Origin of the sequence: Aggregicoccus sp. 17bor-14 (assembly GCF_009659535.1) — a bacterium.
In the GTDB taxonomy this organism is placed as follows: Bacteria; Myxococcota; Myxococcia; order Myxococcales; family Myxococcaceae; genus Aggregicoccus.
This window is the reverse complement of record NZ_VJZZ01000007.1, coordinates 275,124-293,046: the sequence shown is the minus strand read 5'-3', so window position 1 is coordinate 293,046 and position 17,923 is coordinate 275,124. Positions and strand designations below refer to the sequence as shown.

Here is a 17,923-nt window from a genome sequence, read left to right as displayed (position 1 = left end):
CAGCTTCGTCCAGCACCCTCACGTCGACCGTCCCCGGAGGGAGCGGGAGGAGACGGCTCAGAACAGCCAGTCGGACTGAGCGGGCGCGGGGGCGGGGGGCGAGGCTCCTGCAGCCGGCTGACAGCGCGCGCAGTAGTGCGTGTTGCGCCCGCCGAGCCGCACGCGCTGCACCTCCTCGCCGCAGCGCGGGCACGCCTGCCCGTGGCGCTCGAACACGTTGCGCTGGTGCAGCGCGCGGCCCTTCGTGCCGTACAGGTCCTTCTGCGTACCGCCCAGCGCGAGCCCGTCCTCGAGCACCTGCCGCATCGTCCTGGCGAGCCGCACCACCTCTTCGCCGCTGAGTGACGCAGCGGTGCGGCGCGGGTCGATGCCCGCCTCCCACAGGCTCTCGTCCGCATCGCGGTTGCCCATGCCGGCGACCACGTTCTGATCCAGCAGCAGCGTCTTGAGCGGCGAGCGCCGGCGCGCGAGCCGCTGCGCGAGCACCTCGGGTCCCCAGCTCGGGTCCAACACCTCGGGCCCCAGTTCATCGAGCTTCAGCCGCTGCGCGAGCTCCGCGTGCCGCGCGAGCGCGGTGCGCGCGTAGCCGAGCGTGTCGGTGAAGTGCAACTCCTCGTCGCCCTCCAGCCCGAACACCACGAGGGTGGCGGGCTTCCGCTCTGCACCGGCGGGCCGCAGCTTGAGGTCTCCCCACAGCATCAGGTGCACCGCGAGCGTCTGCCCATCGTCGAGCGGCATGAGCAGGTGCTTCGCGCGGCGCGTGGCCGAGAGCACCTGCCGGCCTGCGAGCCGCGAGCCGAGCTCGGGGGCCGCGGGGAACCGCACGGCCTCGGGCACCAGCACCTCGGCGCCCGTCCACCGGCGACCCACCACCGCCTCGCGCAGCCCGCGCGCGAGCATCTCTACCTCGGGGACCTCAGCCATCCCCTAGCGGTAGTGCCCGGAGCGCCACGGCGCAGGCCTCGGGCTCCCCCACGCACGCGCCCGCCGGGAGGGCGGCCAGGCCGACGCTTCCCGGAGCCGCCGGGCCGTGACGCACGAAGTCACTCCAGGGCTTGCATCGCGCCGGCAGCTCGCGCATCCAAGGCCCCATGGTCCGCTTCGCTACCCGCTTCCTCGACTCCCTCCCGGGCGACCCCGTGCGCGACGACAAGCGCACGCGCCAGGTGCTCGGCGCCCTCTGGTCCCGGGTCTCCCCCACCCCGGTGGCCCAGCCGCGGCTCGTGGCCCTCTCGCCCGAGGTCGTCGCGATGCTCGGCCTCGACGAAGCGAGCCTGCGCTCTCCTGAGGGCGCACAGGTGCTCGGCGGCAACGCGCTGTGGCCGGGCATGGACCCGTACGCGGCGAACTACGGCGGACACCAGTTCGGCAACTGGGCGGGTCAGCTCGGTGACGGGCGCGCCATCGTGCTCGGCGAGCTGGTGGGGCCGGACGGGCGCCACCACGAGCTGCAGCTCAAGGGTGCAGGGCGCACGCCCTACTCGCGCCGCGCGGACGGGCGCGCCGTGCTGCGCTCGAGCATCCGCGAGTTCCTCTGCAGCGAGGCGATGCACCACCTGGGCGTGCCCACCACGCGCGCCCTCTCGCTCGTGGCCACGGGCGAGCCGGTCATCCGCGACATGTTCTACGATGGGCACCCCGAGGCGGAGCCCGGCGCCATCGTGTGCCGCGTCGCCCCCAGCTTCCTGCGCTTCGGCAACTTCGAGCTGTGCGCGAGCCGCGGCGACGTGGCCCTGCTGCGCCAGCTCGCGGACTACACGCTCACGCATCTCTACCCCCAGCTCGGTGCTCCCTCGAAGGAGACGTACGCGGCCTTCCTGCTCGAGGTCGCGCGCCGCACCGCGCGCCTCATCGCGCACTGGCAGGCGGTGGGCTTCGTGCACGGGGTGATGAACACGGACAACATGTCCATCCTCGGGCTCACCATCGACTACGGCCCCTACGGCTGGGTGGACGACTTCGATCCGGGCTGGACGCCGAACACCACGGACGCGGAGATGCGCCGCTACCGCTATGGCAACCAGGGCAACATCGGCCTGTGGAACGTGGAGCGCCTGGGCGTGGCGCTGCTGCCGCTCCTGGACGAGGACGAGGCACCCGTCGTCGCGGCGCTGCAGGAGTACCAGCGCGTCTTCGAGGCAGAGGTGATGGGGCGCTACGCGGCGAAGCTGGGGCTCTCCTCGCTCTCGCGCGAGGGCGACGCCGAGCTGCTGCAGTCGCTCTTCACCTGGCTCGCCGCGGAGGAGACCGACATGACGCTCTTCTTCCGCGGGCTCTCGCAGGTGGTGACGACCTCCGCCGAGCCCGAGGCCTTCCCGCCCGTGCTGCAGGAGGCGCTCTACGAGCCCGTGCAGGAGGCGCACGTCGCCGCGGGGCTCGCGTGGCTGCGCACCTGGTGGAAGCGCACGCGGGCAGAGGATGCGGCGCCCGCGGAGCTCGCGCGGCGCATGGACGCGGTGAACCCGAAGTACGTGCTGCGCAACTGGCTCGCGCAGGAGGCGATCGACGCGGCGCACGTGGGCGACGACTCGAAGGTGCACGCGCTGCTGGACGTGATGCGCCGGCCCTTCGAGGAGCAGCCGGGCCGCGAGCACTACGCGAGCCGGCGCCCGGACTGGGCCCGCTCGAAGCCCGGGTGCTCGGCGCTCTCCTGCAGCTCCTGAGCTGGGCTAGAACGGGGGGTCATGCCCCTCACGCCCCCCGTTCGCACCGTCCTGCTCGCCGCCTGCGTCCTCGGCGCCGCGTGCGCGAAGCGCCCCGACGCCGCCGCACCCGCCCCTGCTCCGGCGCCCGCCCCGGCGGCCGCGGCAGCCCCTGCGGCTCCAGCCCCTGAGCGCTTCAATCAGGTGGTGGACGCGGTCTTCGAGGCCTCCTTCCGCTTCTCCCCGTCCACTGCCACGGCGCAGGGCGTGCACACCTACGACGCGAAGCTCGAGGACCTGAGCCGCGCGCACATCGAGGCGCGCATCGAGGAGCTGGAGGCGCTGCGCGCGCGGCTGGGCGCCCTCGACCGGGGCAGCCTCTCCTTCGACGAGGCCATCGACCTGAAGGCGCTCGAGGCGCAGCTGGACGCGGAGCACTTCGAGCTGAGCGAGACGCGCAACTGGGAGAAGAACCCCATGCTCTACGCGGGGCTGCCCGGCGGCGCGGTGGACGTGCTGATGAAGCGCAACTTCGCGCCCGCTGCCGAGCGGCTGCGCAGCGTGGTGGCGCGCCTTCGCCAGGTGCCGGCGGTGTACGCCGCGGGCAAGGCCAACGTGAAAGAGCCTCCGCGCGAGTTCACGGACCTCGCGCTGCGCATGACGAAGGGCTCGGTCGGCTTCTTCGAGGGCTCGGTGGGCACCTGGGCCCGCGCGGCCGCGGGCGGGGACGCGGCGCTCCTCGCCGAGTTCGAGGCCGCCAACGCGGCAGCAATCGCCTCGGTGAAGGACTACGCGCAGTGGCTTCAGCAGGACCTGCTGCCGCGCTCCACCGGCAAGTACGCGCTGGGCGAGAAGGCCTTCCTCGAGAAGCTGAAGCTCGAGGAGATGATCGACCTGCCCCTGCCCGAGCTGCTCGCGCGCGGCCAGGCGAACCTCGAGAAGGACCACCGGGACTTCGTGGCGACGGCGAAGCGCATCAACCCGCGCCTCACGCCCGCCGAGGTCATGCACACGCTGGAGAAGGACCACCCCACGGCGCAGGACCTCATCCCCTCCGTGCGCCGCTCGCTCGAGGGCGTGCGCGAGTTCCTGGTGAAGAAGGACCTGGTGACCATCCCCTCCGAGGTGCGCCCGGCCGTGGAGGAGACGCCGCCCTACGCGCGCTCCGGCAGCTTCGCCTCGATGGACAACCCGGGCCCCTACGAGACGAAGGCCACCGAGGCCTTCTACTACGTCACCCCGGTGGAGCAGGACTGGGACGCGAAGCACCGCGAGGAGCACCTGCGCCTCTACAACAAGTACGTCGTGGCGCTCATCAACATCCACGAGGTGTGGCCGGGCCACTACCTGCAGTTCCTCTACGCGCAGCAGTTCCCCACCAAGGTGCGCAAGCTGGTGAGCGTGGGGAGCAACGCCGAGGGCTGGGCGCACTACGCCGAGCAGATGATGCTGGACCAGGGCTACGGCAACGGCGACCCGAAGCTGCGGCTCGCGCAGCTCTCCGAGGCGCTGCTGCGCGACTGCCGCTACGTGGCGGGCATCCAGCTGCACACCGGCGGCTGGAGCGTGGAGCAGGGCGCGAAGCTCTTCCACGAGCAGTGCTTCCAGCAGCCGGCCAACGCCTACGAGGAGGCGCGCCGCGGCGCCTACAACCCCACGTACCTCTACTACACCTACGGCAAGCTCGAGATTCAGCAGCTCGCGCGCGAGTACATGGCGAAGAAGGGCGGCACGCTGAAGCAGTTCCACGACGCCTTCGTCGCGCAGGGCAGCCTGCCGCTGCCCCTGGTGCGCCGCATCCTGCTCGAGCGCTGAGCGCTAGAAGAGCGGGTACGCCGCGTCGAACTGCACCTCGAAGTCGGCGCCCTCGGCCCCCACGACGCAGCCGGAGCCCCCGGGCTGCCCCTCCATGTGCAGCTCGAGGTGGCCCCGCCAGTGGTTGTCATCGTGCGCCTCGATCCGCAGCTCGCCGCGCACCTGCTGCACGGCGGGCTCCGGGTTCGGAGGGCCGAAGCAGCCCTCGGTCACCCACGCCGCGCGCACCTGGGGCGCGTGGCCCGCGCCGGGCTCGAACGAAGGGGACTGGCCCGGCACCTCGTTGCTCACCACCGCGCTGCCCTCGAGCTTCAGCGTCACCGCGCCCGGGCTCCTCGCCTCGAGCTCCGCCCTGTTCACGTCGAGGAGCGCGCAGAGGGTCGTCTCGTCGTCCTCACCGCCGGGCAGCGGGTCACTGAGGCCGCACACGCGCAGCTGCGTGATCCCGTTCGGAGCGAAGGCCAGGCTCGCGTGGGGCAGGTCGAAGAGGAGGTCGTCCCCGGCCGTGCGCAGCCGGATCGTGTCCGAGTCACCACAGGCAGCGAGCAGCGGGAGGACGAGGAACAGAAGGGGGCTCGAGCGCATGGGCGTCGTGCTCTGCAAGCGAGAGGCCCGCATCACCCGCCTGCACCCTCCGAGGGGACGCCCACGCCGCGTCCGGTTTTCCGAGGCTCTCGGCCCTCGCAGACCTCAAAAGTCTGAGGGGAGCGGAGCGCCCCGCCCTGCTAAGAACCGGCCCATGACGCGGCTCTGGCTCCTGCTCGGTGCGCTGAACGGCTTCCTCTCGGTGGCGGCGGGGGCGTTCGGCGCCCACGCCCTGAAGGCGCGGCTCGGCGCGGACCTGCTCGCCGTCTTCGAGACGGGCGCCCGCTACCACATGTACCACGCGCTCGCGCTGCTGGCCGTGGGGCTGCTCGCGGCGGTGCGGCCTGCGGGCGTCCCGCCGGGCCTGCTGGATGGCGCCGGGTGGGCCTTCCTCGTCGGCATCCTGCTCTTCTCCGGCAGCCTCTACGCGCTCGCGCTCACGGGCGTGCGCGGACTGGGCGCGATCACGCCACTCGGAGGGCTCGGCTTCCTCGCGGGCTGGGTACTGCTCGCCCTCGCGGCCCTCCGCCACGCACCCTGACCTGCACGCGCCGCAGCGCCTCCGCCCGCAGCGCGAGCAGCAGCAGCGCCATTGCCACCAGCACCAGCGCGCTCATGAGCGCCCCCCCGCGGCCTTCTCCTGCTTGCCTGCCTGCTTCATCTCGTGTTCCTCCTCGAAGTCCGGAAGACGGACTAGCGAGCCGCGTGCCAGACGCGCCTCTCCAGTCCTTTCGGATGCTTGGGAGGGAAAGGCGTCGCGCACACCGTGATTTCGGTGCGTTGCGCCACCGATACCGCGGTGAAGCACGCCCGGGCGGGTGAGAAGGACGCACCGGTATTCCGGTGGGACCTCCGGCTCACCCCACCCCGTTCCCAGCGGGAGCGGTGGCACGCACGAGCCGCACGACGGCCTCCACCCAGGCGGGGTGGGCGTTGAGGCTGGGCACGAGCAGCAGGTCCTCGCCGCCTGCCGCGCGGAACTGGTCGCGGGCGCGCAGGCCGATCTCCTCGAGCGTCTCGAGGCAGTCCGCGACGAAGGCCGGGCACATCACCGCGAGCCGGCGCACGCCCCTCTGCGCGAGCTCCGGGAGCACCACGTCCGTGTACGGGTGGATCCACGGCGTGCGCCCGAGCCGGCTCTGGAAGGACACGCTGCTCGCGCCCTCCGCGAGCCCGAGCCGCGCGGCGAGCGCGCGCGCCGTGGCGTAGCTCTGGGCGCGATAGCAGGTCCGGTTCACCGCCGTGAGCTGCGCACAGCAGTCCGCAGAGGAGAGGCAGTGCCCGCCACTCGGGTCGCTCTTGCGCATGTGGCGCTCGGGCAGGCCGTGGAAGCTGAAGAGCACGTGGTCCTGGCGAAAGCGCGCGAGCTCCGGCGTGGCCACCGCGGCGAAGGCATCCAGGAACCCGGCGTCGTCGAAGAACGCGGGCACCATGCGCACGGGCGTCGCGTCCCAGCCCCCGGCGAGCAGCTCGTAGACCCGCGCGCGCGTGGAACCCGAGGAGGAGGCGGCCTCCTGCGGGTAGAGCGGCAGCACCGTGAGCTCGCTCACGCCGCGCGCGCGCAGCCGCGCGAGCGCCGCCGGCAAGGACGGGTTGCCGTAGCGCATCCCCAGCTCCACCGCGTACTCGCCCGAGAGCCGCTCGGCCACCGCGCGCTCGAGGGCGCGGCTGTAGACGAGCAGGGGCGAGCCCTCGGGGGTCCAGATCTTCCGGTAGGCCTCGGCGCTCTTGGCCGGGCGGAACGGGAGGATGGCGCCCTCGAGCAGCAGCGTGCGCCCGGCCGCCGGCAGGTCCAGCACGCGCGGGTCTCCGAGGAACTCGCGCAGGTAGCGGCGCACCGGGCCCGCCTCGGGCGCATCCGGCGTGCCCAGGTTCACCAGCAGCAGGCCCTTCTTCGGAGCGTCGGGAGCAGGCGCGCGCATGGGGCCTTCAGTGCAGGGCGTGGGGCTGGGTGAGCGCGAACTCGCCGATGCGCGCCTCGAAGCGCGCGCCGTCCGGGCGCACCATCAGGTACTCGCCGCGCATGGTGCCGAAGGGGGTGCGCAGCATCGCCCAGCTCGTGTACTCGAAGCGCTCGCCGGGGGCGAGCGAGGGCTGCTTGCCCACCACGCCCTCGCCGCGCACCTCCTCCACGTGGCCGTTGCCGTCCGTGATCACCCAGTGCCGGCTGCGCAGCTGGGCGGGGAGGCTGCCCTCGTTCACGAGCTCGACGGTGTACATGAACGCGAACTGGCCGCTCTCGGGCTGGCTGCGCTCGGCCCAGTAGGCGGGCCGCACGGTGACGCGAATGCCATCGGTGAGGGTCGAGGACATAGGTGGCCCCACCCTATGGCGCGCAGCCCCCGGGCACGCAAGCGAAACGCGACGCGCGCGCCCCCGCTCTTGCTACTGCTCCACGTCCCGCGGCCCCTCGCGCGTCGGCTCCTCGGCCGCCTGCGGCCAGATGAGCGAGGCCACGATGGAGAGCAGCAGGATGCCGGCGATGGTCCCCAGCGACCAGCCGATGGGCACGTGCACGTCGAAGTAGGTGATGAGCATCTTCACCCCCACGAACGCGAGGATGGCGCTGAGCCCCACCTTGAGCAGGTGGAACTTGTCCATCAGGCTCGCCACCACGAAGAAGAGCGAGCGCAGGCCGAGGATGGCGCACACGTTGGACGTGTAGACGATGAAGCTGTCCTGGCTGATGCCCAGCACCGCCGGGATGGAGTCCAGCGCGAAGAGCAGGTCGGTCGCCTCCACCACCAGCAGCACGATGAACAGCGGCGTCACCTTCAGCCGCCCGTCCTCGCGCACGAAGAAGTGGGAGGTCTCGCGCGGGGTCTTGGACACCGGCAGCACCCGCCGGCTCCAGCGCACGATCAGCTGCTGCTCCGGGTCCTCCTCCTCCTCGCTCTCGAAGAACATCTTCACCGCGGTGAAGACGAGGAAGGCGCCGAACAGGTAGATGAGCCAGTTGAAGCGCTGCACCAGGCTCGCGCCCACGATGATCAGCGTGGCGCGCATCACGAAGGCGCCGAGGATGCCCCAGTACAGCACCCGGTGCTGGTGCAGCGGCGCCACCCGGAAGTAGCTGAACACCATCAGGAAGACGAAGAGGTTGTCCACCGACAGCGCGTACTCGACCACGTACGCGGTGAGCCACTGCATGCCCACCGCCGGGCCCCGGTAGTGCCAGATGCCGGCGCAGAAGATCAGGCTGAGCGTCACCCACACGCCCGTCCAGACCCCCGCCTCCTTCGGCGTGGTGACGTGCTCCTTGCGGTTGAACACGCCCAGGTCGAGCGCGAGCATCGCCAGCACGAAGAGGTTGAACCCGACCCACAGGGCCGCTGTCGTATTCACGGATGGTTCCTGACCTGCCCCGGCGCGGTCCTGGACCGCCGCGCACCGGGAAATGGGCGAGCACCCTACCCGCCAGGTGCGGGCGCGTCGATCTATTCGGTCGCCGGACGGCGCAGCACCACCAGCCCCCGCGCCGCCACCTGCAGCTTGCCGCCCGCCGGCGTGTGCCCCCGCAGCACCTCGCCGCTCGCCGTGTCCACCACCTGCTCCCAGTCCGCGCCCCACTCGATCGCCGGCAGGCTGAACGTAATGGGCTCGTAGTGCGCGTTCAGCAGCACCAGCAGCGTGTCCCCCACGATGCGGTTGCCCTCGTCGTCCGGGGTGGGCAGCGCATCGCCGCCGAGCAGGAAGCCCAGCGAGCGCACGTAGGGCTTCTCCCAGTCCTCCTTGCGCATCTCGCGCCCGTCCGGCCGGAACCAGGCGAGGTCCTTCAGCTCGCTGTCCCAGATGTACGCGCCGCGGAAGAAGCGGCGCTTGCTGAGCACCGGCTGCTCGCGCCGGATGCGGCTCATGGTCGCGGTGAACTCGAGCAGCGCCCGACCCGCCTCGTCCGGCTCCCAGCTCACCCACGAGAGCGGGTTGTCCTGGCAGTACGCGTTGTTGTTGCCCTTCTGCGTGCGGCCCATCTCGTCGCCCGCCACGAGCATGGGCACGCCCTGGCTGAGGAAGAGCGTGGCGAGGAAGTTGCGCTTCTGCTGCTCGCGCAGCGCGCGGATCTTCGGGTCCTCGGTCTCGCCCTCCACGCCGCAGTTCCAGGCGTGGTTGTCGTTCGCGCCGTCGCGGTTGTCCTCCTGGTTCGCCTCGTTGTGCTTCTGCGAGTAGGTGACCAGGTCGTGCAGGGTGAAGCCGTCGTGCGCGGTGATGAAGTTCACGCTCGCGGTGGGCCGGCGGCCGGAGAGCGCGTACAGGTCCGAGGAGCCGGTGAGCCGGTAGCCGATCTCCGCGGCCTGCCGGTCATCGCCCTTCCAGTACTTGCGGATGGTGTCGCGGTACTTGCCGTTCCACTCGCTCCAGAGCACCGGGAAGTTGCCCACCTGGTAGCCGAAGTCCCCCACGTCCCAGGGCTCCGCGATGAGCTTCACCTGGCTCAAGACCGGGTCCTGGTGGAGGATCTGGAAGAAGGCCGCGCGCGTGTCGTAGCCCATGCGGTCGCGGCCCAGGGTGGTGGCCAGGTCGAAGCGGAACCCGTCCACGTGCATCTCCTGCACCCAGTAGCGAAGCGAGTCCGCCACCAGCTTCAGCGCCTGCGGGTGCGTGGCGTTCCACGAGTTGCCGCACCCGGTGAAGTCCATGTAGTAGCGCGGGTCCTTCTCGGTGAGCCGGTAGTACGCCGCGTTGTCCAGGCCCTTGAAGCTGAGCGTGGGCCCCAGGTGGTTGCCCTCGCAGGTGTGGTTGTAGACCACGTCCAGCAGCACCTCGATGCCGGCCGCGTGCAGCAGCTTCACCATCCCCTTGAACTCGGCGAGCACCCCGGCCGGGTCCTTCGCGCTCGCGTAGGCGGCGTGCGGCGCGAAGTAGCTCAGCGTGTTGTAGCCCCAGTAGTTCGTCAGCCCCTTCTCGCTGAGGAAGGGCTCGCTGATGAAGGCGTGGATGGGCAAGAGCTCCACCGCCGTCACCCCCAGGCGCTTGAGGTGCTCGAGGGAGGCGGGGTGCGCGAGCCCCGCATAGGTGCCGCGCAGGGGCTCCGGGATCCCCGGGTGCAGCTTCGTGAAGCCCTTCACGTGCAGCTCGTAGAGCAGGCTGCGGTTCCAGGGCGTGCGGGGGGCGCGGTCCTCGCCCCAGTCGAAGGCGTCCGTGAGCACCACGCCCTTGGGCACGCCCGCGGCGCTGTCGCGCGGGTCCGCCAGCAGGTCCAGCTCCGCGTCCGCCGCGGGCGTGGCCGCAGGGCTCGCGGCGGCGGGCTTCTGGGGGCGGTAGCCGTAGATGGGGGCGGAGAAGTCCACCTGCCCGGCGAGCGCGCGCGCGTACGGGTCCACCAGCAGCTTCGCCGGGTTGTAGCGCAGCCCCTTCTTCGGCTCGTAGGGGCCGTGCGCGCGCAGGCCGTAGAGCGCGCCGGGCTTCACGCCCGGCACGTACCCGTGCCACACGTGCCCCGTCTGCTCGAGCAGCGGGAGGCGGCGCAGCTCGCGCGAGGGCTCGGCGGGGTCGAAGAGGCACACCTCCATCCGGCGCGCCCCCTCGCTGTACACCGCGAAGTTCACGCCCTGCCCGTCGAAGGTGGCCCCCAGCGGATGGGGGCGCCCCGGCAGCACCTCCACGCGCCTCATCCGCCGCCCCCTCCCGCGCCCTCCAGCAGCACCACCGGGAAGCGCTCGAGCAGCGGCGCGAGCTCGAGCGCGCCGTCCGCAGGCACCTGCACCTCACGCCCCGTGAGCGTGCAGCGCAGGGTGCGCCCCGCCCAGCTCGCGGGCAGCCGCAGGCGCGTGCCCTCGGAGGCGCGCGCGAGCCCCTGCTCCTCCAGCGCCGAGAGCGTGAAGCGCGGCGCGGACGCGAGCAGGCAGGCCCCGCCGCCCTCGCGCACGAAGGAGACCTGGGCGCTCGCGCGCGGGCCCTCGGCCGCGAGGGCCACGTAGTTGCCCTCGCGGAAGAGCTGCGGGTGGCGCTGGCGCAGCCGCAGCCCCGCGGCCAGGAGGTAGAGCTTCGCGCGGCCGTCCGTCATGTCCGCGGCGAGCGCCTGCGCGAGCCCCGCCGCATCCTGCTTCGCCTCCTGGTCCAGCGCCTCCAGCAGGCGCGCGCGCAGGGCGAAGTCCACCGGCCGGCGGTTGTCCGGGTCCACGAGCGAGAGGTCCCACAGCTCGCAGCCCTGGTAGGTGTCCACCGCGCCGGGGCTCGCGAGCTTGAGCAAGAGCTGCCCCAGCGCGTTGTGCTGCCCCGCGCGCTCGATGCGCCGCTTGAAGGCCTGCACGTCGCGCAGGAAGACGGGGCTCTTCTTCGGGTCGAGGCAGGCGTCCACGAACCGGGCCACCGCCGCGTCGTAGGCCTCGTCCGGGTTGGTCCAGGAGCTGTTCTCCTTCGCCTCCTTCACCGCCTTGGCCATGTACTCGCGCATGCGGCGGCGGAAGTCCTCGAAGGCCTCGCCGGAGAGGCTCTCGAGCGCGTCTCCCATCGGCCAGGCCCCCACCACCGTCTGGAAGAAGAGGTAGGTGTCGTTGGGGCTGGGGGCCTCGCGCCCCTGCAGGTCCGTCACGTGCTTCTGCGTCTGGCGCGCCCAGCGCCGCACCTGGTGGCGCCACGCGTCCGGCAGCTCGCTGAGCACGAAGAGCCGCGCGCGCACGTCCTCGCTGCGCTTGGTGTCGTGCGTGCTGCTGCTGAGCATGCTCGCGGGCCAGTTCTCCGCGCGCTCCACGTTGCGCTGGTGGAAGGTCTCGGGAGAGGTGCCGAAGTGCTCCGGCTCGCCGCCGACCTCGTTGAGCGCGACGAAGCGGTTGTAGACGTAGAAGGCGGTGTCCTCGAGCCCCTTGGCCATCACCGGGCCCGTCACCTGCTGCAGCTTCATCGCGAAGCGCAGCATCACGCTCTTCTCGCGCTCGTCCAGGTGCTCGGGGTAGCGGCGCAGGAGGATGTCGCGCAGGAAGTCGTAGATGGAGGCGTTGGTCGTGGTGTTGCGCGCCTTGGCCCGCGCGATGGTCCACTCCACGTACTGCACGTCGCGCGCGTCCAGCTCGGGGCGCCAGCCGTCCACGTAGGTGCGGTACACGGGGAACAGCGCGATGAACTCCACCAGCGCGCGGCGCAGCGCATTGAGCGTGAAGTCGCGGCTGCGCCGGTTCATCTCCGAGATGCGGTTGAGCTCGCGCGCGAGCACGTTGATCTCGGAGGCCATGCTCACCCGCATGATGAGCTGCTTCTTCGTGTAGACCAGCTCCTCGAAGTCCTCCGTCCCCGCCGCCCGGTCCGCGTAGCGCTCGTAGGTCTCGGTGAGGGCGCGCTCGGCCGAGGGGTCCACGAACACGCCGCCCACCGCGTTCGCGTAGCGGTAGCCCGTGGTGCCGTGCACCGCCCAGTCCTCGGGGATGCGCTCCTTGCCGCCCTGGATCTTCTCCACCACCACGTACAGCGCCTTGCGCAGCGGGGACGCCGGGTCCTGCTCCACCTCGCGGCGCCAGCGCGCCTTGAGCGCAGGCACCAGCGACTCGAAGGGCGCCCCGTCACGGGCGTTGCCACTGCGGGTGTGCAGCGCGCGCGCGTGCTCGAGGAAGTAGCGCTCCTGCAGGTTGAGGAAGTAGGCCGTCGGGTCGAAGAGGCCGTCCGGGTGGTCGATGCGCAGGCCCGTCACCTTGGCCTCGCACAGCCACTTGAAGACGAGCGCGTGCGCCTCCTCGAACACCTCGGGGTCCTCCACGCGCAGCGCGGCGAGGCCGTTGATGTCGAAGAAGCGCCGGTAGTTGATCTCCTCGCCTGCCACCCGCCAGTGCGCGAGCCGGTAGCTGCAGCCCTGCAGCAGCGCGTCCAGCCGGTCGAAGGAGCGCGCATCGCCGGGCGTGCCGTTGAAGGTCCGCACGTTCTCCGCGATGTACGCGGCGACCGGGGGGCTCGCCGCAGCCACCGCCGCGAGCCGCCGCTTGATGACCTCCTTCTCGCGCGCCCGCTCGCGCACCCGGGCGCGCTCGGTCTCGGTGCGCGGCGGCAGGTGGTGCAGCGCGGTGAGGATGGACTGCAGCTCCACGAAGTGCGGGTCGCTCTCGCCCAGCTGCGCCTCGAGCCGCTCGAGCCCCAGCTCCAGCACCCGCGCGTACTGGCGCGGCGCCACCGGGAAGCGGTGATCGTAATAGTTCACGCTGAAGGCGCCGTCCTGGAAGGAGAGCTTCAGCTCCCCCTTCTCCAGCACCACGCCGTACTGGTCTCCGAGGATGGGCAGCAGGACCTTGTCCTTGAGCTCCGCCTTCACCGGGTCCCAGTCCACATCGAAGAAGGCCGCGTAGACGCTGGAGGGGCCGTTCTCCAGCACGTCGAACCAGAGCGGGTTGAAGCGCTCGATGCCCATGTGGTTGGGCACCACGTCCAGCACCTGCCCCAGCCCCGCCTCCTGCAGCGCGGCGCACAGGCGCGCGTGCTGCTCGGGCGTGCCCACCTCGGGGTTGAGCTGGGTGTGGTCCACCACGTCGTAGCCGTGCGTGCTGCCGGGCGCCGCCTTGAGGTAGGGGCTCGCGTACAGGTGGCTCACCCCGAGCGCCTTCAGATAGGGCACCTGCGCGAGCGCGTCCTCGAAGCGGAAGCCCGCGTGGAACTGCAGCCGGTAGGTGGACAGGGGCGTCGAGCGCCGGGCGAGCAGGTCCTCGCGCGCGCGGGCGTAGAGCGCCTCGGCCCCGGCGTCGGCCGGAGCCTCGGCCGGCCCCTGCTGCGCGTGCACGGCCTGCGGCCCCTCCGGGGCCGTGAAATGGGTCTCGGGGCTCACCTCGTCCAGCTCCTCGCGTGCCATGTGAGGCACAGGTAGGTCGGCGGGGGGCGGTTGACCACCCCGGCGCGTGGCGCAGCGCCGCAAAAAGAACGTTCCCCAGCTCACATCGCCCAAAAGCGAGGGGCCCGCCACCTGCACGGTGGCGAGCCCCTCCGGCACCTCAGGCCCCGGTGCCCCGCGAGGGGCGCGCCGCGGCCGGTGCGGCTTGCGGCACTAGCTCAGCTGCTTGTTCACCAGCGCGGTCATCTCGAACATGGTGACGTTCTTCTTGCCGCCGAAGATCGGCTTGAGCTTGTCGTCCGCGTTGATCTGACGCTTGTTCTTGGCGTCCTGCAGGTTGTTCTTCTTGATGTACGCCCAGAGCTTCTTCACCACCTCGGTGCGAGGCAGCGGCTTGTTGCCCACGACCTCCGCGAGCACTGCAGAGGGGGTCATCTCCTTCATGAAGGAGGCGTTCGGCTTGCGGCCCCCGGCGGCAGACTTCTTGGCGGCAGGCTTCTTCGCAGCAGCAGTGGTGGTCTTCTTGGCGGCCATTCTGTTCGAGTCTCCTCCCCACGTGGGGGCGTTCGCGGCTCGTAATCAAGACGAAGCCAGGTGTGTTGGTAGCACGCCCGGAGCCGAAAAACAGCCTCTGGATGCGTTTTTCCCTCTGGAGTTCAGTGGGAGAACGCTGCATTGAAGACGCATGCCCCCCTCTGAGGAGCTCCCACCGCTGCCCTTTTCACGCGCCCTGGTGACCGGCGCGAACGGCTTTCTCGGCGCCCATCTCGTCCGCCGGCTCGTCGCGCGCGGCGTGCAGGTCACCTGCCTCCTGCGCCCCACGAGCGACGTGAGCGCCCTCTCGGGAATGGCCTATTCCCGCGCGGACGGGGACATCACGGATGCCGGCTCGCTCGCCCGCGCGGTGGCCGGTCAGCAGGTGGTGTTCCACCTCGCGGGCATCCGCCGCGCCGCGGTGCGCGAGGAGTTCCTGCACGTGAACGCCGAGGGCACCCGCCTCCTGTGCGAGGCGCTGGTGGCCGCGGCGCCCGAGGGGCAGCGCGCGCGCCTCGTCTTCTGCGGCAGCCTCGCCGCGAGCGGCCCCTCCAGTTCCGGGCGCCCCCGCGTGGAGGAGGACCCGCTCGAGCCGCGCGAGTGGTACGGCGAGAGCAAGGCAGAGGGCGAGCGCATCGCGCTCTCGTACGCGCCGCGCCTCCCGGTCACCGTGGTGCGCCCGCCGCGCATCGTGGGACCCGGGGACCGCGAGAACCTCGTGTTCTTCAAGCTCGTCACGCGCGGCCTCAAGCTGCACCTCGCCGGCGGCCCCCGCCCCCTCTCGCTCGTGGACGTGGAGGACGTGGCGGATCTCCTGCTGGTGCTCGCCGAGCACCCGCGCGCGCTGGGCGAGGCCTTCTTCGTGGCCGGGGACACCACGCTCACGCTCGAGCAGCTCGAGGACCTGGGCGCCGAGGCGCTGGGGCTCCGGCCCCGCACGCTCACCCTGGGGCCCCGCACCCTCACGTGGCTCGCCAGCGCCTGTGACGTGGCCACCCGGGTGAGCGGCCGGCGCCTGCCCCTGAACCGCAAGCTCGCGCGCCAGCTGCTCGCCCCGGCGTGGACCTGCTCCGCGGCCAAGGCCGAGCGGCTGCTGGGCTTCACGCCGCGGCGCGGCGTGGTGGACTCCGTCCGCCGCAGCGCATTGTGGTACCGGGAGCAGGGCTGGCTCTAGCGCCCCCGTGCTAAACGCGCGGCGCCGCTGGGGATTGTCCGGCCCACCGGCGTCGTTGACACACACACTCCGGCAGTGTCAGGAAGCCCGCAGTCCCCATGACCGCCAAAGCCGCCTTCTACGACGTCGACGGGACGCTGGTCCGCACGAACGTCGTGCACGTCTACTCCTACTACGCCATGAACCGCGGCTCGCTGCTGGGCATGGCCGGGCGCAGCCTCGCGGTGGGCGCGAGCCTGCCGCTCTTCGGCGCGCTGGATACCTTCAACCGCAAGGTGTTCAACGAGTTCTTCTACCGCTACTACGCGGGCCTGTCCGAGGACCGGCTCATCGAGGTCGCCGAGGACATGTTCGAGGACGTGCTCAAGCCCGCCCTCTTCGAGCAGACCCAGGACCTCATCGACGAGGCGCGCCGCTCCGGCTGCCGCATCGTGCTCGTCACCGGCGCGCTCGACTTCACCATGCGCCCGCTGGCCCGCTACCTCGGCGCGGACGACCTCATCGCCAACAAGATGCAGTACGTGGGCGGGGTGGCCACCGGCAAGGTCATCCCCCCCATCATCGAGGGGGCGAACAAGGCCCACGCCATCCGCCAGTACTGCGTGAAGCACGGGCTCTCGCTGGACCAGAGCCACGGCTACAGCGACAGCGCCTCGGACTACCCGATGCTCGCCGTGGTCGGCCGCCCCACCGCCGTGAACCCGGACATCCGCCTGCGCTCGCTCGCGCGCGCCTACAACTGGCCCATCCTCGACCTGAAGTAGCCCTCCTCCCCGAGGCCCCCCAGACGGGGCCTCCACAGGCCCCTATGCGCCCGCTCAAGACGCTCCAGAAGCTCTACGACGAGGAAAGCCACATCGTCATCACCGAGAAGGGCAGCCCCCCGCGCGCCCTCTTCTCCGGCGAGAACTTCCTCCTCGAGGACCTGCCGGTCGGCACCCGCGTGATCTTCCCCCGGCCCCCGCTCGCGGGCGTGCCCAACGTGAAGGCCGCCATCCGCTGGGCGATCAACCACCCGGAGGAGATGGAGCCCCTGCACGCGCTGCTCAAGCCGGGCATGAAGCTCACCTGCGTCATCGACGACATCTCGGTGCCCTTGCCGCCCATGGTCACGCCGGACGTGCGCCAGAGCATCCTCGAGGTGGTGCTGGAGCTCGCCGCGGACAGCGGCGTGGACGACGTGCACCTGGTCATCGCCAACGCCCTTCACCGCCGCATGACCGAGGGCGAGATGAAGCGCATGGTGGGCCAGAAGATCTTCGACGCCTACTACCCCGAGCGCTACTACAACCACGACGCCGAGGACCCGGACGGCATCGTGGAGTTCGAGCGCACCGCGAAGGGCGAGGTGGTGGCGCTCAACCGCCGCGTCGCCGAGAGCGACCTGGTGGTCTACGTGAACGTGAACTTCGTGCCCATGAACGGCGGGCACAAGTCCATGGCCACCGGCGTGACGAACTACGCGTCCCTGCGCGCGCACCACAACCCCAAGACCATCCGCGAGTCGGACAGCTACATGGAGCCGAAGGCGAGCGAGCTGTACCGCAAGAACGCGCGCATCGGCGAGGTGGTGGACAAGAACCTCAAGGTCTTCCACATCGAGACCACGCTGAACAACCGCATGTTCGGCGCGCCCACCGAGTTCCTCGCTAAAAAAGAAGAGGACTACTCGGAGACGGACCGGCTCAAGTTCCAGGCGCTGCGCTTCGCCCTCGGCAAGATGCCGCGCGCCATGGCGCGCACCGTGCTCAACAACATCCCCGCGCCGTATGAAGTGACGGGCGTGTTCGCGGGCAAGACCGAGCCTGCGCACGCGAAGACGCTGGAGATGAGCTACCGGCAGTACTCGGTGCCGGTGCAGGGGCAGAGCGACATCGTCATCTTCCCCATCCCCTTCATCAGCCCCTACTCGGTGAACTCCATCCTCAACCCCCTGCTCGTGCAGGTGATGGGGCTGGGCTACTTCCACAACCTGAACCGCGGCACGCCCCTGCTCAAGAAGGGCGGCTGCCTCATCCTGCTGCACCCGGCCTACGACGAGTTCGACCCGGTGCAGCACCCCAGCTACATCGAGTTCTTCCACCGCCTGCTGCCCGAGACGCGCGACTCGATGAAGCTCGAGCACAAGTACGAGCGCGAGTTCGCGGAGAACCCCAGCTACGTGCACCTGTACAGGAAGGGCAACGCCTACCACGGCGTGCACCCCTTCTACATGTGGTACTGGGGCGAGAACGGCCGCCAGCACGTGGGCAAGGTCATCTGCGCCGGCGCGGAGAACAACCACGTGCCTGCGCTGCTCGGCTGGGAGCGCACCGACACGCTCACCGAGGCGATCGAGGAGGCGCGCGGCTTCATGGGCCGCAACGCCTCCATCAGCCTGCTGCGCATCGCCCCCACCGTCATGGTGGACGTGAAGCCCTAGAGAGTCCC

General features: G+C 71.0%; 14 protein-coding genes. 6 read left to right on the top strand and 8 right to left on the bottom strand.

Going from position 1 to position 17,923, the window contains the following annotated elements:
- Window positions 1–57: 57 nt before the first annotated feature.
- Entirely contained in the window at window positions 58–924 is an 867-nt protein-coding gene (gene mutM, locus FGE12_RS15740; RefSeq protein ID WP_153867283.1) for a bifunctional DNA-formamidopyrimidine glycosylase/DNA-(apurinic or apyrimidinic site) lyase, read from the bottom strand.
- A 167-nt stretch (window positions 925–1,091) separates the two neighbouring features.
- Here mutM and FGE12_RS15735 point away from each other — a divergent pair, with 167 nt between their 5' ends.
- Both FGE12_RS15735 and FGE12_RS15730 read left to right on the top strand, forming a co-directional pair.
- A complete protein-coding gene (locus tag FGE12_RS15735) occupies window positions 1,092–2,663 on the top strand; it encodes a YdiU family protein (RefSeq protein ID WP_153867282.1) in 1,572 nt (523 codons plus the stop codon).
- A gap of 21 nt (window positions 2,664–2,684) precedes the next feature.
- Window positions 2,685–4,457 (top strand): DUF885 domain-containing protein, encoded by a 1,773-nt coding sequence (locus FGE12_RS15730; protein ID WP_153867281.1) that lies wholly within the window; start codon window positions 2,685–2,687, stop codon window positions 4,455–4,457.
- 3 nt (window positions 4,458–4,460) lie between these two features.
- Here the strand turns inward: FGE12_RS15730 and FGE12_RS15725 are convergent, their stop codons facing one another.
- Window positions 4,461–5,042, bottom strand: coding sequence for a hypothetical protein (locus tag FGE12_RS15725; protein WP_153867280.1), 582 nt, complete (start codon window positions 5,040–5,042; stop codon window positions 4,461–4,463).
- Window positions 5,043–5,196: 154 nt separating this feature from the next.
- On the opposite strand from FGE12_RS15725, the gene FGE12_RS15720 reads away from it, so the two are divergent.
- Window positions 5,197–5,583, top strand: coding sequence for a DUF423 domain-containing protein (locus FGE12_RS15720; RefSeq protein ID WP_153867279.1), 387 nt, complete (start codon window positions 5,197–5,199; stop codon window positions 5,581–5,583).
- A 316-nt stretch (window positions 5,584–5,899) separates the two neighbouring features.
- Here FGE12_RS15720 and hemH read toward each other — a convergent pair whose 3' ends face one another.
- From hemH to FGE12_RS15690, 6 genes are all read right to left on the bottom strand, one after another.
- Entirely contained in the window at window positions 5,900–6,964 is a 1,065-nt protein-coding gene (hemH, locus tag FGE12_RS15715; protein ID WP_153867278.1) for a ferrochelatase, read from the bottom strand.
- A 7-nt stretch (window positions 6,965–6,971) separates the two neighbouring features.
- Window positions 6,972–7,355: a Co2+/Mg2+ efflux protein ApaG gene (apaG, locus tag FGE12_RS15710; protein WP_153867277.1), complete on the bottom strand. Its 384-nt coding sequence runs from the start codon at window positions 7,353–7,355 to the stop codon at window positions 6,972–6,974.
- Window positions 7,356–7,427: 72 nt separating this feature from the next.
- Window positions 7,428–8,387 (bottom strand): TerC family protein, encoded by a 960-nt coding sequence (locus FGE12_RS15705; RefSeq protein WP_194797913.1) that lies wholly within the window; start codon window positions 8,385–8,387, stop codon window positions 7,428–7,430.
- Between the two features lie 92 nt (window positions 8,388–8,479).
- The gene (gene glgX, locus FGE12_RS15700) at window positions 8,480–10,654 is read right to left on the bottom strand and encodes a glycogen debranching protein GlgX (RefSeq protein WP_153867276.1); all 2,175 of its coding nucleotides are present in this window, start codon (window positions 10,652–10,654) and stop codon (window positions 8,480–8,482) included.
- Window positions 10,651–13,806 carry a malto-oligosyltrehalose synthase gene (gene treY / locus FGE12_RS15695; RefSeq protein WP_153867275.1) on the bottom strand — a complete coding sequence of 1,052 codons (3,156 nt, stop codon included), beginning with the start codon at window positions 13,804–13,806 and terminating at the stop codon, window positions 10,651–10,653. The genes glgX and treY overlap by 4 nt, the downstream gene beginning before the upstream one ends.
- A gap of 192 nt (window positions 13,807–13,998) precedes the next feature.
- A complete protein-coding gene (locus FGE12_RS15690) occupies window positions 13,999–14,319 on the bottom strand; it encodes an SWIB/MDM2 domain-containing protein (RefSeq protein ID WP_153867274.1) in 321 nt (106 codons plus the stop codon).
- Window positions 14,320–14,470: 151 nt separating this feature from the next.
- Between FGE12_RS15690 and FGE12_RS15685 the strand changes: the two genes are divergently transcribed.
- The 3 genes from FGE12_RS15685 (at window position 14,471) to FGE12_RS15675 (ending at window position 17,915) form a co-directional block, all read left to right on the top strand.
- Window positions 14,471–15,493, top strand: coding sequence for an NAD(P)-dependent oxidoreductase (locus tag FGE12_RS15685; protein WP_153867273.1), 1,023 nt, complete (start codon window positions 14,471–14,473; stop codon window positions 15,491–15,493).
- 98 nt (window positions 15,494–15,591) lie between these two features.
- Window positions 15,592–16,257: an HAD family phosphatase gene (locus tag FGE12_RS15680; protein WP_153867272.1), complete on the top strand. Its 666-nt coding sequence runs from the start codon at window positions 15,592–15,594 to the stop codon at window positions 16,255–16,257.
- A 44-nt stretch (window positions 16,258–16,301) separates the two neighbouring features.
- On the top strand, window positions 16,302–17,915 hold the full coding sequence (locus FGE12_RS15675) for a lactate racemase domain-containing protein (RefSeq protein WP_153867271.1): 1,614 nt from the start codon (window positions 16,302–16,304) through the stop codon (window positions 17,913–17,915).
- Window positions 17,916–17,923: the final 8 nt, after the last annotated feature.